We start from the raw sequence: 14,878 nt of genomic DNA, 5'->3' as shown, positions 1-14,878 counted from the left end.
ATGGAAATAGAGATTCACGATAAGCTGGGCGCATTGGCGCATCCGAAACGACTGGACCTGTTTCGGCTGTTAATGCGCAGATACCCGGATTCTGTTCCAGCCGGTCAAATTGCTGAGGCGCTGGACCTTAAGCCCAATACCACGTCTACCTATCTCAACGCCCTCAAGGCGGCTGACCTGATCGAACAGAGCCGTCATGGCACCTCGCTGCAGTATACAGCCAAGCTTCCGGCTGTTCGCGAGCTGTTTGGCGGTCTGTTGGGCGAGTGCTGCCAGAACCGACCCGATTTGTGCATCACCAGATCCGGAGATCCCCTCATGACCAGCCCTGACCGCGTTCTGAACGCCCTGTTCATCTGTACCGGGAACTCGGCCCGCTCAATCATGGCAGAGGCCATTCTGAACCAAGAAAGTAACGGCACCATTAGGGCTTTCTCAGCTGGAACGGCACCTTCGGGATCGCCGAATGCAAATGTTTTGGAACTGCTTCGACAAAAAGGATACGACACCGCTGATCTACGTTCGAAATCCGTGGAAGAGTTTGCGGCAAAGGGTGCGCCGCAGATGGATTTTGTCTTCACAGTCTGCGACCACGCCGCAAACGAGGCCTGCCCCGCTTGGCCCGGCCAACCGATGAGTGCGCATTGGGGACTTGCCGACCCGGTCAAAGCCCAGGGAACGGACGCGCAGAAGAACCTCGCGTTTCAACAGGCGTACGGCCTGCTGAGAAACCGCATTACAGCATTTACCAGCCTACCCTTCGAAACGCTCGACCGCATTTCGCTTCAACACAAGGTGGATGACATCGGCCGCATCACCGAGTGATCCACAAATCCACATACAGCCCAAGGATACCCCTTCATGAACATACTGGTTCTGTGTACCGGGAACTCTGCCCGGTCGATTTTGCTGGAATCGATCTTTAATCATACCGGCGATGGGCGGGTAAGAGCCTTTTCCGCTGGCTCGAACCCCACCGGCAGAGTGCATCCGCAATCTCTGACCCTACTGAGCGCGCAGGGACATGACATCTCGGATGCTCGCTCCAAAAGTTGGGACGAATTTGCAATCGAAGGCGCTCCGGAAATGGACATGGTCATCACGGTCTGCGGGTCCGCAGCCGTAGAAACCTGTCCGGTCTGGCCCGGCGCGCCGGTACGCGCGCATTGGGGCGTGGAAGATCCCGCCGCCGCTGATGAGCTTGATTGGGATCAGGCATTTCGTACTGCCTATGACATCCTGGGCCGACGGGCCGCAGCTTTGCTTGAATTGCCGGTAGAAACGATGGAGAGCGGCGAACTTTCTGCTCAGCTCAAGCGTATCGGAGGCATTCAATGAACGCGCGCAAGTACTTTGCTGAATTCCTCGGCACAGCTTTCCTGCTGATCGGTGTGGTTGGTTCGGGGATCATGGCACAGACACTTTCGGACGGAAACATCGCTCTGGCGTTGCTGGCAAACGCGATCGCCACGGGATGCATGCTTTATGCCATCATCACGACCCTGGGGCCGGTGTCTGGTGCGCATTTCAATCCTGCCGTGACCTTGGCCTTTGCCCTGCGCGGCGAACACCCCTGGAGCGCGGTTGCCCCCTACATGGTGGTTCAGATCGCGGGCGGGATCGTCGGCGTCTGGGCCTCACACTACATGTTTGATCTGCCGATTCTTCAGACCTCTGAAACTCTGCACCGCACCGGTTCTCACCAGTGGTTTTCCGAAATCATCGCAACGCTGGGCCTGCTGTTCGTGATTTTCGGCGGAATTCGGCACAAACCGGACACTGTACCAGCGCTTGTGGGCCTCTATATCACCGGCGCCTACTGGTACACATCATCCACAAGTTTTGCGAACCCGGCGGTCACAATAGCAAGGGGGTTTACGGATACCTTTGCGGGCATATACCCTGCGCACATACCGATGTTCATCGTGATGCAAATTATTGCTGTGTTTATCGGGCACATAGTTCTGAATTGGCTGTTTCAGCCCGAAGAATAACGGACCGGCCGCCACTCACTTTCAAGCAGGTCCGAACGCCCGTTGCGGGATGTCCGCAGCGGGCAATTTTTTGCCACTTTGTTACGTTGCGTCAAGGTGCGACATTTTGTCATGTCATCTGCAACACCACCCCGTCCTTACCCTGTCTGGGGGAGAGCAGTCCTGAAACACGTACAAAGGAAAGCTCGCAGATGCTGAACTGGACTGATCTGACGCAAGACTGGAGTGCATCTTACGCGCGTGCCAAACGCCGTTTTCCGAACTTGCGCGACCGCGATATGGCGCGTGTCAAGAAGGACCGAAAACGGTTCGAAGCTTATTTGGCGGAGCGCCACCATCTGACTGTGAACGAAGCCCACGAAGAGGTAGAGGACTTTCTGTTCACGGAAGGACTGAACCGCGAACTGGCCAGCCGTTAGGCCAGAGATGTCACCCAAAGGATCGTAGCATCCTCGTCACTGACAGAAATCACATTGTGTCCCATGCTGCCGTCGTAATAGGCGCTGTCGCCTCGGCGCATCTCAACGGGTTCGTAGAACTCGGTGTAAAGGCGCACAACGCCCGTCAGGACATACAGGAATTCTTCGCCGTCATGGCGCACCCACCCATCGAACTCTTCCATTGAACGGGCGCGAACGCGGGCGCGATATGGCAACATCTGCTTTTTCGTCAGCGCTTCAGCAAGCAATTCATGCTCGTAAGTTGCGGTCGCGTGTGCCGTCCCCGCCCCCATTTTGGTCACTGCCATACGACCGATAACCTGATCACGCTCGGGCGGGGTGAAAAGCTGAGGCACCGAAATCTCAAGACCCGTCGCAAGCTTTTTCAGCGCGTCGTATGTCGGAGACATCTGACCATTTTCGATCTTGCTGAGCGTCGAGCGTGCAAGACCCGCCTGACTGGCTGCCTGCTCCAGCGTCCATTTGCGCGCCTTTCGCAGCTCGCGCACGCGGGCGCCAAGGTCTACGGGCTCAGGCTCGGTGCGGATACCGTTGTCACGTGCAATACGGACGATGGATTTGTGATCGCGGCTGGTCATGTCCACGTCTATAGGGCCAGCGACCAGCGCTTGCAACGCGCGTTGCACAGCGATAGCCAGATCGCATGTTGTCGATATTCGATCATGGCGCACCGCCGCCCTGCCCTGCACCATTCAATCTGGCCGCGCATGTTCTGCGCCATGCAGATGCAACCCCGGATAAGATAGCTTTGTCCGTATTGCGCGCAGACGGGGTCCAGAACTGGACCTACCGGGCATTGCAACGCGCTGTTCTGGCGACAGGCACCGGTCTGCTACAGGCAGACCTGAACCCCGGCGAAATTGTCCTGATGCGTTTGGGGAATACGGTGGATTTCCCGATCGCCTATCTCGGCGCAATCTCAGTTGGTCTTGTTCCAGTCCCAACCTCATCCCAACTGACCGAACCGGAAACTGCCAAGATTATAGAAGAGCTGGCCCCGGCTGCCGTTCTACGCGATCCCGGCGTTGCCTGTGCAGCTCATGAGCGCGAGATCAGCCTGCAAGAGCTAGTCCAGATGCGCGAGCTGTCTGCTGCATCTTACCAAATGGGTGATCCTGAAAGGTTAGCTTACGTTGTCTACACCTCTGGAACATCAGGTAAACCGCGTGCCGTAGCCCATGCCCATCGGGCTATCTGGGCGCGACAGGTGATGGTGGATGGCTGGTATGGCTTGCGCCCCACCGACCGGCTGTGTCACGCGGGCGCTTTCAATTGGACCTACACGCTCGGTACCGGATTGATGGACCCCTGGACTATCGGAGCGACTGCCCTGATCCCCGAACCCGGTACCGATACATCAGCACTGTCTGATATGCTGCGAAAGCACAAGGCAACAATCTTTGCCGCCGCACCGGGCGTTTTCCGTAAAATGCTACAAAGCCACGAGAAAATGTCTCTACCCAATCTGCGGCATGGTTTATGTGCGGGGGAAAAACTGTCCCGCCATCTACATGAAAAATGGACCCATATCACGGGAACCGAGCTGTACGAGGCATATGGCATGTCCGAATGCTCGACCTTTATTTCCGCCAGCCCGACACATCCCGCCCGGGGTGACAGCCTTGGCCAACCCCAGCCGGGCCGCCGCGTGGCGATCATGGGGCCGGACGGGCCGGTACAGTTGGGTGAGGAAGGGACCATTGCGGTTCACCAATCAGACCCCGGATTGATGCTGACCTACCTCAACGCCCCTGACGAGGCGCGCGCCAGAATGCAGGGCGAGTGGTTCCTGACCGGGGATCAGGGATCCATGGATGGCGATGGGCAGATCACCTATCTTGGTCGCGACGACGACATGATGAACGCAGGCGGCTATCGCGTTTCCCCGGTTGAGGTCGAAGCAGTGCTGTCCCGCTATCCCGGCATATCGCAGGTCGGAGCTGCGGCTGTGGAGGTCAAACAGGACACATTCGTGATAGCAGCTTTCTATACCGGCCCAGAAAAGCTGGACGAGACGGCCTTGCGATCCTATGTCGAGGCAAATCTGGCGCGGTACAAGCAACCCCGTGCTTTTGTATATCTCCCGGCCCTGCCCAGCGGTGGCAACGGTAAACTCTTGCGCCGCGCATTGCCGGCCCATTTCAAGGCGTCTTCCGAATGACCCAGACTGTCAAACTCGACATCCTGTCCGATCCGATCTGCCCGTGGTGTTATATCGGTAAGACGCATCTGGACAAGGCGCTGGCCGAAATGCCGAACCACCCCTTCGTGATTGAATGGCACCCCTTTCAATTGAACCCTGACATGCCCGACATGGGTATGGATCGCCGCGAATATCTTGAACGCAAGTTCGGCGGCAAGGAAGGTGCGGTACGCGCCTACGCTCCGGTTGTTGAACACGCGGAAAACGCCGGGCTGAAGATCGATTTTGAGGGTATGCAACGCACCCCCAATACACTGGATGCCCACCGATTGATCCACTGGGCCGGGATCGAAGGCAAACAGAACGAAATCGTCGACGCCTTGTTTGATGCCTACTTCGTGCAGGCCCGCGACATCGGGGATCACGAAGTTCTGGCCGACATCGCAGATAGTGTCGGGATGGATGCCGCGGTGGTACTGAAACTGCTGCAATCAGATGCTGATCGCGAGGATATCCGCAAGCGTGACAGCCATTCACGCGAAATGGGTGTCAGTTCGGTCCCCACATACATCGTCGCCAATCAACACGCGGTTCCAGGTGCGCAACCACCTGAAATGTGGGGAAAAGTGATCGGCGAGATAATGTCTCAAATTGAGGCTTCCTCTGCAGAATAGCACATAGATCTGTGCATTTTCCCACCTAGTCCCACCCGTTCAGCCATGATAGCGCGAACGGGTAAGGAGTCTTTTATGGCCGACCGCATGTCCAAGGCGGAATTCATTGCGCTTATCGCAATGATGTTCGCCACCATCGCATTTTCGATTGATTCAATGCTGCCCGCCCTTCCCGAGATCGGCGCGCAGCTAAGCCCAGATGACGTCAACCGGGCGCAGTTGATCCTGACCTCATTCGTGCTGGGAATGGGGATCGGCACATTCTTCACAGGCCCGATTTCGGATGCGGTCGGACGCAAGCCCGTGATCTATGCTGGTGCCGTCCTTTACATTATCGCGTCCGCCGTAGCCTGGGCCAGTTCGTCGTTGGAAATGGTACTGGCTGCACGTGTGGTTCAGGGATTGGGCGCAGCTGGTCCGCGCGTTGTTGCTATGGCTGTCATCCGTGATCTTTACTCGGGTCGCGAAATGGCGCGGATCATCTCGATTGCGATGATGATCTTTACACTGATTCCTGCTGCTGCCCCGATGCTGGGGGCTGGTGTCATTGCTATCGCAGGATGGCGCAGCATCTTTGTCTCCTTCATCCTGTTTGCTCTGATCGTCATACTCTGGATGGGCATTCGCCTGCCCGAGTCGCTGGCGCGCGAAAACCGCCGCCCGTTTCGTCTGCCGCTGATGGTATCCGCCGTGAAAGAGATGTTCGCGCATCCCACAGTGCGCCTGTCCATTCTGGTTCAGACCCTGTGTATGGGGGTACTGTTCACCATGCTGACCATGGTGCAGCCGGTTTATGACATCATCCACGACCGGGCCGATAGCTTTCCGTTTTGGTTCGGCTTTATCGCGCTTGTCTCTGGGTCTGCCAGCCTGCTGAACGCTGCCTTGGTCGTGCGTGTTGGTATGCGGCGGATGGTGACCTGGGCCTTGGGAGGCCAGATATTGATCACATCGGCCGTCATCTCTGTAAGCATGATGAACCTGTCACCCGAAGCTGATTTTGCCCTGTTTGTCTTCTGGCAGACCACCGTGTTCTTCATGGCCGGTGTGACGATGGGCAACCTTAATGCCATTGCAATGGAACCCATGGGCCATATCGCAGGAATGGCAGCTTCGGTAATCGGATCGATTGCAACGGTTCTGGCTGCAGTCATCGCTGCGCCAGTGGGCCTGTTGTTCGACGGATCGTTGACACCACTGACCACCGGAATTCTAACCATGTGCGTGATCGGTTTTGGCCTGATGGTCCATATGGGCCGGATTGAAAACAGACTGCCCGCCTGATCTGTGCAGCGGCTGTGAAACGCGCTAACCTTCCTTTAATTGGTGGGGAGTTTTTGATGAGCGACTACTACGATCTGGGCACACATACCTGCCCGGTCACGACATCTTCGTCAGAAGCACAAACATGGTTCGATCGCGGTCTGGTCTGGACATACGGATTTAACCATGACGAGGCGGTTGCCTGCTTTCAACGCGCGCTGGAACATGACCCCGAATGCGCAATGGCCCACTGGGGCATCGCTTACGCGGCTGGTCCCAACTACAATCTGCCCTGGGATCTGCGCGACGAGCGTGGACAGATCAAAGCCCTGAACTGCGCATATGATGCCACCCAAAAGGCACTGGCATTGATGGATGGCTGTACTGCGGCTGAAAAGGCCCTGATCCGCGCCCTGCCCGCACGATATCCGCAGCGTGACCCGGTCGAAGACATGCACATCTGGGATCACAACTTCGCTGATGCGATGCGGGTGGCCTTTACCGAGCAACCTGATCATTTAGATCTGCGCTCGGTTTACGTTGAGGCGCTGATGAACCTGACGCCATGGCAGATGTGGGACCTGAAAACCGGGCAGCCTGCTGAAGGGGCCGCAACACTCGAGGCGCAGGAAGCACTGGAATGGGCGATGGCGAACAATCCGGCCACGATGACCCATCCCGGATTGCTGCACCTCTATGTCCATCTGATGGAAATGTCGCCCACGCCCGAAAAGGCCCTGAAAGCTGGTGATATTCTACGGACTCTCGTGCCCGATGCTGGCCATCTGGTTCATATGCCAACGCATATTGACGTACTTTGCGGACACTACCACAACGTCGTGTATTGGAATGAAAAAGCCTCCGAAGCCGATCTGAAGTATTACGAGCGTGAAGGTGCCTTCAACATCTACACGGGATACCGCCAGCACGATTATCACTTTGCCATCTACGGAGCTTTGTTCCTTGGTCAGATGGAACCCGCTTTGCGCGCCAACAAGGGTTTGTGGGCTACAACACCCGAAGAGATGCTGCGCATCGAGAGCCCCCCTATGGCGGACTATTTTGAGAGCTACATGTCCATGGGTCCTCATATCCTGATCCGGTTTGGGCGCTGGGATGAGGCAAAGGCGTTGGAACTGCCTTCCGATCCTGATCTGTATCTTACTCTGGCCGCAACAACACACTACGCTCGTGCAATTGCACATGCGGCGACCAATCAGGTCGCTGAGGCCGAAGCGGAAGAGCAAAAGTTTCTCGCAGCCAAAGATCGCGTTCCGGAAACCCGCCTGATGCACAATAACCGTGTCGTTGATCTGCTTGAAATTGCAAGGGAAATGCTGCGTGGTGAGATTGAATATCGCAAAGGCAATTATGAAGCGGCCTATGCCCATCTGCGTCGCTCGGTCGTGTTGGACGATACCCTGCCATATGACGAACCTTGGGGTTGGATGCAGCCGACCCGACACGCGCTGGGGGCGCTGCTGTTCGAACAAGGGCATGTGGATGAGGCCGAAGCGGTATATCGTGAAGATCTTGGCCTTGGTGGTTCACTCAGCCGTGCGTCAATCCACCCCGACAATGTCTGGAGCCTCAAGGGCCTGCATGATTGCCTGAAGGCTCGCGGAGAAACTCTTGAAATCAAACAGATCAGGCAGCGACTTGACCTTGCTCTGGCTCGTGCCGACCGAGCAGTTGGCGCCTCCTGTTTCTGTGCACAAGCTGCGATGAAGGCCGCCGAATGAAACTTACACCATTGTTAATCGCCGCTCTGCTTGCAACTCCGGCACTGGCAAACCGACAGACCTTTCCCCCTGTCGACGAGGCCGAGCAAGATCCCTCCCTTCAGGCTTTCAGAACCGAGCTATTGGCCAATGTCGCGGCCCGGGATATCAACCGTGTCGTCGGGTCTAGCTGCCCAGATATCTACCTCAGTCACGGCGGTTCAGGTGGTCCTGAAGAATTTCAAGCAAACCTGACACTGGATCCTGAAACGCTGGACGAAAGCCTGCGCGATCATGCGGATGAAATCCGAGACGCCTATTGGGCTGCCCTCGAAGACACCCTGTCTCAGCCAGGGTATTTTGATGATCAGGGCGAGTTCTGGATGCCGTATCAGTGGAAACTGACACTCCCCGCCTCACTCGATCCTTTCGTCGCCTATTACGTCACAGGTGAGAACGTCACATTGCGTCAGGGCCCATCCCGTTCGGACAGCGTGCTTGGCCAGATCAGCCACGAGGTCGTCATCATCTCGGACTATCAGGAGGGCGCGGACTATCAGCTGGTGCGCCTGACAGATGGCACACCCGGGTACATGCACAGCGATTTTCTCTGGTCCATGGTCGGCTACCGAGCCGCATTGGTGAAAGCCGAAAACGGAGACTGGCAGCTTTGCACCTTTGTGACGGGTGACTAGGCGCTGGCCTTCTTCTTTTCGGCCACCACCTTCTCCGCCAGATCACGAGCGATAGCAAAGGCGCCCTTGATCTTGTCGCTGTCCTTTTTCCAGTCACGGCGCACAACGATCTTGTTGTCCTTGACCTTGGCCAAACCGCGTTGGTTCTGGATGAACTCGACCAGCCCCTGAGGCGAGGCAAATTTGTCGTTGTGGAACTGAATTGTCGCGCCCTTCGGCCCACCGTCCAGCTTCGCGATCCCGGCCCGTTTGCACATGGCCTTGATGCGGACGACCAGCATCAGCGTATTCACCTCTTTCGGCAGAGTACCAAAACGGTCGATCAATTCGGCTGCAAACCCTTCCAGTTCCACCTTGGTCGAAAGCGATGACAGGCGTCGATAGAGGCCCAGACGGACATCCAGATCGGGCACATAATCCTCGGGGATCAGGACAGGCACACCCAGATTGATCTGCGGGGCCCATTGATCGTCAGCATCCGATAACCCTTCCATCTCGCCCGCTTTGATTTTGGCAATCGCCTCTTCCAGCATCGACTGATAGAGTTCATAGCCGACGTCGCGCATCTGGCCGGATTGCTCTTCGCCCAGCAGGTTGCCCGCGCCACGAATATCGAGATCCTGCGAGGCTAGCGTGAACCCGGCGCCCAGCGTATCCAGTGAGCCCAGAACACGCAGGCGTTTTTCGGCCGTTGCCGTGAGTTTCTGACGCGGTTTAGTGGTCAAATAGGCGTATGCGCGTGTTTTCGAACGCCCTACTCGGCCACGAATTTGATAAAGCTGCGCAAGCCCGAACATATCAGCCCGGTGCACGACCATCGTGTTCGCCGTCGGAATGTCCAGCCCGCTTTCCACAATCGTGGTGGCCAGCAGCACATCGTATTTTCCGTCATAGAAGGCGTTCATCCTGTCATCAAGCTCGCCCGCAGCCATCTGGCCATGCGCCACGACGTAGGTGAGTTCAGGCAGTTGTTCTTTCAGAAATTCCTCGATCTCAGGCAGGTCCGAGATGCGCGGCACCACATAGAAACTCTGCCCGCCGCGATAATGTTCGCGTAACAGTGCCTCGCGGATCGTGACCGCGTCGAATTCACTGACATAGGTGCGGATCGCCAGCCGATCGATGGGTGGGGTTCCAATGATCGACAGATCACGCACTCCGGTCAGACTGAGTTGCAGGGTGCGCGGAATGGGTGTCGCTGTCAGCGTCAGCACGTGAATATCGGAACGCAGTTGTTTCAGGCGCTCCTTATGCGCCACGCCAAAATGCTGTTCTTCGTCAATGATCAGCAGACCGAGGTTGTTGAAGCGTATCCCCTTCGCCAGCAAAGCGTGCGTACCAACAACAATATCAACAGTTCCACGCGCGAGCCCATCGCGCGTTTGCTGCGCTTCTTTTCCAGATACAAAGCGGGAAAGCTGCCGAACCTCCAGCGGGAAACCCCGGAAGCGTTCCTTGAAACTGGCTGCATGTTGTCGGGCCAGCAGTGTTGTCGGCGCGACGACCGCCACCTGGACACCGGACATCGCTGCTACAAAGGCTGCCCGCATTGCAACCTCGGTTTTGCCAAAGCCTACGTCACCGCAGATCAGGCGATCCATCGGCGCGCCTGAATGTATGTCCTCCATCACCTCGGCGATCGCACGCAGCTGATCGTCGGTTTCCTGATAAGGGAACCGGGCGCTGAACTCCTCCCACGCATGCGGCGGCGGATCCATCACGGGCGCCTTGCGCAATGCACGTTCGGCAGCGATACGGATCAGCTTGTCCGCCATCTCGCGAATGCGCTCTTTCAGTTTCGCTTTCTTGGCCTGCCATGCACCGCCGCCAAGTCTGTCCAACAATCCTTCTTCGTGACCGTATTTCGACAGCAGCTCGATATTCTCGACAGGCAGGTACAGTTTGGACTGCTCGGCATATTCCAACAGCAAGCATTCATGTGCCGCGCCCGCTGCAGTCACGACCTCCATGCCCATGTAACGACCAATACCGTGATCGACATGCACCACCAGATCACCGGGACTGAGCGATTGGGTCTCGGTCAGGAAATTCTCGGCCTTCCGGCGTTTCTTGGGCTGCCGGATCAGGCGATCGCCCAGAACATCTTGCTCGGCGATGACCGTAAGATCAGGTGTCTCGAACCCATGCTCCAGTGCCCAGACCGCCAGATGTAACCCACGCTTGCCAATCCGCTCGCCGCCTGCGACGGGGATCGCTTCGGCCAGTCCCTCATCCTCGATTAGACCGGTTAAACGCTCGCGTGCACCCTCGGAGTAGGAGGCGATCAGAACCGGCCCCTTGTCCAGCTTGTCTTTTATATGTCCGGCCAGCGCACCAAACAGGCTGATGCTCTCTTGCTGACGTTCGGGGGCAAAGTTGCGCCCGATCCGCCCGCCAGCATCGATCACACCGGGACCGCTGACTTGGGGCAGCGGGCTGAACTGCATGACACGACGCTCTCCGACTGCCGTCTCCCATGCGGCGTCATCAAGATACAGCAAACCCGGAGGAGTTGGTTTGTAAACCGTATCCATCCGCGACCGGCTCTCGAGCGCAAGACGCCGCGTTTGGTATTGGTCCTCAATGCTCTCCCAACGTGCCAGCCGCGCCGGGGTGACCTGATCATCCAGAGAAATCGTGGCACCGGGCAGATAGTCGAACAGTGTTTCGAGCTTTTCGTGAAAGAAGGGCAGCCAGTGTTCCATGCCTTGATGCTTGCGACCGGCACTTACCGCCTCGTACAGCGGGTCATCTGTCCCCGCTGCACCGAACTCAATTCGATAGTTCTGACGGAACCTTGTAATCGCAGCATCGTCCAGAATGACCTCGGATACCGGGGCAAGCTCTACGATCTCGAGTTTTTCGGTCGTGCGCTGAGACACCGGATCAAATCGGCGGGCCCCATCCAGAACGTCGCCAAACAGATCCAACCGCACCGGACCGGTTTCGCCGGGCGGGAATATGTCGATGATCCCACCCCGTACGGCATAATCGCCGGGCTCCATCACCGTCGGGCTTTGTGTGAACCCCATCCGTACCAGGAACTTCCGCAGCGCATCTTCATCTACGCGTTGGTTTACGCGAGCGGTAAATGCCGCCTCGCGCAGAACATCGCGTGCTGGGATTCGCTGGGTTGCAGCGTTGAGTGTTGTCAGCAGAACGAACTGCTGCGGCATCTGGTGCACCAGCGCGGCCAGAGTCGCCACACGCGCCGCCGCAATATCCGGATTCGGTGAGACCCGGTCGTATGGCAGGCAATCCCACCCCGGGAACACGAACACAGGCATATCCGGCGCAAAGAAGGTCAATGCAGCCCGCATTGCTTCCATCCGCTTGTCATCGCGTGCGACATGACAGACCGGGCCACCGGAACGAGAGACCTCGTTCAGGACAAGCTGTGCGTCATACCCTTCAGGCGCGCCGCCAACTGCTACGTGGTTCGGAGCCTTCATCGCCTCGCCTTTCCGGTTTTACCAACCCAGAACACCTATGGAAAAGTTCTGATACATGCCCCAGAGCGAAGTGACCAGTATGGCAAACATGCCAATGATCTGTGTGTACAGTCTGCTGCGCGTCAGCGCCTTGGAAACGATCTCCAGCGTCATCTCCTGTTGCTGCAGGCGACGCGCCATGGAAACGTTGATCAATGCCACGATCGTCATCGGAAACAACAACAGAAAAACGGCCTGTGCAAACTCCACGTGATAGTAAAACCCCATCACGGCAAGGCCTGAGAAAACAAAGCTGGTCAAAGCAAAGATAACCGCGCCCGAGATATCCACGATATAGAGTATTCGATTGGCATTGATCCGGACGATGTCCAATAGGTCGATTTCGGCTTGCCCGCCGATCCGGCGCGCGCGCACAAGCAGATCATAAGGCACCCCCATAACCCAGTGGCTGGCCGAAGACCAAACGACAGCAAGTACAATCCAGAACCACAGATTCGAGAAACTGCGCATGTCGATGATCTCGAAAATCGTAGCGTACCAGTCCAAACCAAGTCCTTTATTCAAAATCCTCAGTGGGTTCTATCGGACTGGCGCGTCCATTGGTACCCTTGAGACCACGGCAAATTCATGCCACCCAATGCGCGATTGTTCAAGGAGAACGCGCCATGAAACCGACTAACGCCCCCTATCCTTTTGCCCGTTTTCGTCGCGCACGTAAGTCCGAGGCGATCCGGGGCCTGGTTCGTGAAAACACGCTGACAGTGGATGATCTGATCTGGCCGGTGTTTGTGCGTGATGGCGAGGATGTGGAAGAGCCCGTCCCATCAATGCCCGGAGTGATGCGCCGCTCGGTTGACCTGATCGCAAAGGCCGCTGTCGAGGCTCAGGCGCTGGGCATTCCCGCAATCTGCATTTTTCCTTACACCGACGCGTCGCTGAAAACCGAAGATTGCGCGGAGGCATGGAATCCCGAAAACCTGTCGAACCGCGCCATCCGCGCCATCAAAGAAGCGGCCCCCGACATCGCTGTTATGACAGATGTTGCGCTCGATCCGTACAACATCAACGGTCATGATGGATATGTTGTTGATGGAGAGATCGTTAACGATCAGACGGTCGAAGCGCTGGTGAAGATGACACTGGCGCAAGCCGAGGCCGGAGCCGATATTATTGGCCCTTCGGACATGATGGATGGCCGTATCGGCGAAATGCGTCGGGCGCTTGAGGCTGCAGGCCACCAGAATGTGATGATCCTCAGCTATGCAGCCAAATATGCCAGCGCCTTTTATGGACCTTTCCGTGATGCTGTGGGGGCTTCGGGCGCGCTGACCGGGGATAAGAAGACCTACCAGATGGACCCGGCCAACTCGAACGAAGCACTCCGCCTGATCGAACGCGATCTCACCGAAGGTGCCGATATGGTCATGATTAAACCCGGCATGCCGTATCTGGACATCTGCCGGCGAGTCAAAGACACGTTCGGTGCCCCGACATATGCCTATCAGGTTTCCGGTGAATTCGCGATGATCCGGGCTGCGGCACAGAACGGCTGGATCGACGGAGAAAAGGTCATGTTGGAAAGCCTGCTTGCATTCAAACGCGCTGGCTGTGACGGCATCCTAACCTATTTCGCCCCCGAGGTTGCCAAGATCCTTCAGAGGTAAAACCCCAAACTATCGCAATTTTTCGCCGATTGCCCCAGCTTGCCGGGCAGCTTTCCCGTGACATGGAAAGGCAATCGGCGTATTCTTGCACACAAGATCGGGATCACCCGACAAATCAGGCACTCTACAGAGACAGGAAACATGAGCAGTTCCCAATCCCCACGACTGAGCCGTCGCGGCTTTGCTTTTGGCATGGCCGGTCTAACCGTAACCGCAGCTTGCGGAAATGGCGTCGGAAACTCGAACGCAGCCACGATTGACGCTCGCGTCGATGCCACGCTGAATGAAATGTACAGCAAGTACCCCAACACGGTCGAAATCGCCAACAAGGCGAACGGCATGCTGGTCATGCCGCTGATCACCGAGGCTGGTTTTATTTTTGGTGGCGGCTTCGGCCAAGGCGCACTGCGTATTCAGGGCGCAACGGTCGACTATTATTCGGCGGTGAAAGGCACAGCCGGCCTGCAGATCGGCGCGCAGCAATACGCGCATGTTCTGTTCTTCATGACCGAAGATGCGCTTAACGAATTCCGCCGCTCCAGTGGTTGGACCGCGGGCGCTGATATTGGTTATGTCGTTGATGCAACGGGCAGCACACTCTCGACCACCACCACCACGCTGCGTACGCCGGTTGTGGCGGCCATATTTGGTCAGGCCGGATTGCTGTTCGGCGCCACCGTCGAAGGCACCAAATACACACGCATCATCCCCTAAACACGAAACGAGCACCCCCGTGCAGACCTCGTCACACGCAGTTCGGCAGTGGCGAGGTCTTTTTGTTTTCTACCAAGATTCTCGGGCTGTTCCTCTT

At 57.0% G+C, this 14,878-nt stretch carries 14 protein-coding genes; 11 read left to right on the top strand and 3 right to left on the bottom strand.

Annotated features, from left to right (window positions below):
- From ACR0IO_RS07465 to ACR0IO_RS07450, 4 genes are all read left to right on the top strand, one after another.
- Entirely contained in the window at positions 1-825 is an 825-nt protein-coding gene (locus tag ACR0IO_RS07465; RefSeq protein ID WP_480740480.1) for an arsenate reductase/protein-tyrosine-phosphatase family protein, read from the top strand.
- A gap of 36 nt (positions 826-861) precedes the next feature.
- Positions 862-1,338: an arsenate reductase ArsC gene (locus tag ACR0IO_RS07460; RefSeq protein WP_480740479.1), complete on the top strand. Its 477-nt coding sequence runs from the start codon at positions 862-864 to the stop codon at positions 1,336-1,338.
- Positions 1,335-1,994 carry an aquaporin gene (locus ACR0IO_RS07455; RefSeq protein ID WP_480740478.1) on the top strand — a complete coding sequence of 220 codons (660 nt, stop codon included), beginning with the start codon at positions 1,335-1,337 and terminating at the stop codon, positions 1,992-1,994. Before ACR0IO_RS07460 ends, ACR0IO_RS07455 begins: the two co-directional genes overlap by 4 nt.
- A gap of 191 nt (positions 1,995-2,185) precedes the next feature.
- On the top strand, positions 2,186-2,413 hold the full coding sequence (locus tag ACR0IO_RS07450) for a hypothetical protein (protein ID WP_155147174.1): 228 nt from the start codon (positions 2,186-2,188) through the stop codon (positions 2,411-2,413).
- Here the strand turns inward: ACR0IO_RS07450 and ACR0IO_RS07445 are convergent.
- Positions 2,410-3,033, bottom strand: coding sequence for a helix-turn-helix domain-containing protein (locus ACR0IO_RS07445; protein WP_155147176.1), 624 nt, complete (start codon positions 3,031-3,033; stop codon positions 2,410-2,412). The two genes, ACR0IO_RS07450 and ACR0IO_RS07445, sit on opposite strands and share 4 nt — an antisense overlap.
- Positions 3,034-3,098: 65 nt before the next feature.
- On the opposite strand from ACR0IO_RS07445, the gene ACR0IO_RS07440 reads away from it, so the two are divergent.
- From ACR0IO_RS07440 to ACR0IO_RS07420, 5 genes are all read left to right on the top strand, one after another.
- The gene (locus ACR0IO_RS07440) at positions 3,099-4,616 is read left to right on the top strand and encodes a class I adenylate-forming enzyme family protein (protein ID WP_480740476.1); all 1,518 of its coding nucleotides are present in this window, start codon (positions 3,099-3,101) and stop codon (positions 4,614-4,616) included.
- Positions 4,613-5,272: a DsbA family oxidoreductase gene (locus ACR0IO_RS07435; protein ID WP_480740475.1), complete on the top strand. Its 660-nt coding sequence runs from the start codon at positions 4,613-4,615 to the stop codon at positions 5,270-5,272. Before ACR0IO_RS07440 ends, ACR0IO_RS07435 begins: the two co-directional genes overlap by 4 nt.
- Before the next feature lie 75 nt (positions 5,273-5,347).
- Positions 5,348-6,556, top strand: a complete 1,209-nt coding sequence (locus ACR0IO_RS07430) for a multidrug effflux MFS transporter (protein WP_170330657.1) — start codon at positions 5,348-5,350, stop codon at positions 6,554-6,556.
- 56 nt (positions 6,557-6,612) lie between these two features.
- Entirely contained in the window at positions 6,613-8,277 is a 1,665-nt protein-coding gene (locus ACR0IO_RS07425; RefSeq protein ID WP_480740473.1) for a tetratricopeptide repeat protein, read from the top strand.
- Positions 8,274-8,951: an SH3 domain-containing protein gene (locus ACR0IO_RS07420; RefSeq protein ID WP_480740471.1), complete on the top strand. Its 678-nt coding sequence runs from the start codon at positions 8,274-8,276 to the stop codon at positions 8,949-8,951. The genes ACR0IO_RS07425 and ACR0IO_RS07420 overlap by 4 nt, the downstream gene beginning before the upstream one ends.
- Here the strand turns inward: ACR0IO_RS07420 and mfd are convergent.
- Together mfd and ACR0IO_RS07410 are read right to left on the bottom strand one after the other, a co-directional pair.
- Positions 8,948-12,403 carry a transcription-repair coupling factor gene (gene mfd, locus ACR0IO_RS07415; RefSeq protein ID WP_480740470.1) on the bottom strand — a complete coding sequence of 1,152 codons (3,456 nt, stop codon included), beginning with the start codon at positions 12,401-12,403 and terminating at the stop codon, positions 8,948-8,950. The genes ACR0IO_RS07420 and mfd overlap by 4 nt on opposite strands.
- Positions 12,404-12,421: 18 nt before the next feature.
- Positions 12,422-12,949 carry a component of SufBCD complex gene (locus ACR0IO_RS07410; protein WP_170331078.1) on the bottom strand — a complete coding sequence of 176 codons (528 nt, stop codon included), beginning with the start codon at positions 12,947-12,949 and terminating at the stop codon, positions 12,422-12,424.
- Between the two features lie 119 nt (positions 12,950-13,068).
- Between ACR0IO_RS07410 and hemB the strand changes: the two genes are divergently transcribed.
- A complete protein-coding gene (gene hemB / locus ACR0IO_RS07405) occupies positions 13,069-14,067 on the top strand; it encodes a porphobilinogen synthase (protein ID WP_480740467.1) in 999 nt (332 codons plus the stop codon).
- 141 nt (positions 14,068-14,208) lie between these two features.
- Positions 14,209-14,781 (top strand): lipid-binding SYLF domain-containing protein, encoded by a 573-nt coding sequence (locus ACR0IO_RS07400; RefSeq protein WP_155147193.1) that lies wholly within the window; start codon positions 14,209-14,211, stop codon positions 14,779-14,781.
- The last annotated feature ends 97 nt before the right edge of the window (positions 14,782-14,878 follow it).

Source organism: Ruegeria sp. CE12 (genome assembly GCF_056537525.1).
The sequence above is the reverse complement of the archived record's forward strand: the minus strand, read 5'-3'. Positions and strand labels throughout refer to the sequence as shown.

Coding starts and splice junctions, on each gene's coding strand:
- ACR0IO_RS07465 (WP_480740480.1), top strand. CDS start 1: ATGGAAATAGAGATTCACGATAAGCTGGGCGCATTGGCGCATCCGAAA.
- ACR0IO_RS07460 (WP_480740479.1), top strand. CDS start 862: ATGAACATACTGGTTCTGTGTACCGGGAACTCTGCCCGGTCGATTTTG.
- ACR0IO_RS07455 (WP_480740478.1), top strand. CDS start 1,335: ATGAACGCGCGCAAGTACTTTGCTGAATTCCTCGGCACAGCTTTCCTG.
- ACR0IO_RS07450 (WP_155147174.1), top strand. CDS start 2,186: ATGCTGAACTGGACTGATCTGACGCAAGACTGGAGTGCATCTTACGCG.
- ACR0IO_RS07445 (WP_155147176.1), bottom strand. CDS start 3,033: ATGACCAGCCGCGATCACAAATCCATCGTCCGTATTGCACGTGACAAC.
- ACR0IO_RS07440 (WP_480740476.1), top strand. CDS start 3,099: ATGTTGTCGATATTCGATCATGGCGCACCGCCGCCCTGCCCTGCACCA.
- ACR0IO_RS07435 (WP_480740475.1), top strand. CDS start 4,613: ATGACCCAGACTGTCAAACTCGACATCCTGTCCGATCCGATCTGCCCG.
- ACR0IO_RS07430 (WP_170330657.1), top strand. CDS start 5,348: ATGGCCGACCGCATGTCCAAGGCGGAATTCATTGCGCTTATCGCAATG.
- ACR0IO_RS07425 (WP_480740473.1), top strand. CDS start 6,613: ATGAGCGACTACTACGATCTGGGCACACATACCTGCCCGGTCACGACA.
- ACR0IO_RS07420 (WP_480740471.1), top strand. CDS start 8,274: ATGAAACTTACACCATTGTTAATCGCCGCTCTGCTTGCAACTCCGGCA.
- mfd (WP_480740470.1), bottom strand. CDS start 12,403: ATGAAGGCTCCGAACCACGTAGCAGTTGGCGGCGCGCCTGAAGGGTAT.
- hemB (WP_480740467.1), top strand. CDS start 13,069: ATGAAACCGACTAACGCCCCCTATCCTTTTGCCCGTTTTCGTCGCGCA.
- ACR0IO_RS07400 (WP_155147193.1), top strand. CDS start 14,209: ATGAGCAGTTCCCAATCCCCACGACTGAGCCGTCGCGGCTTTGCTTTT.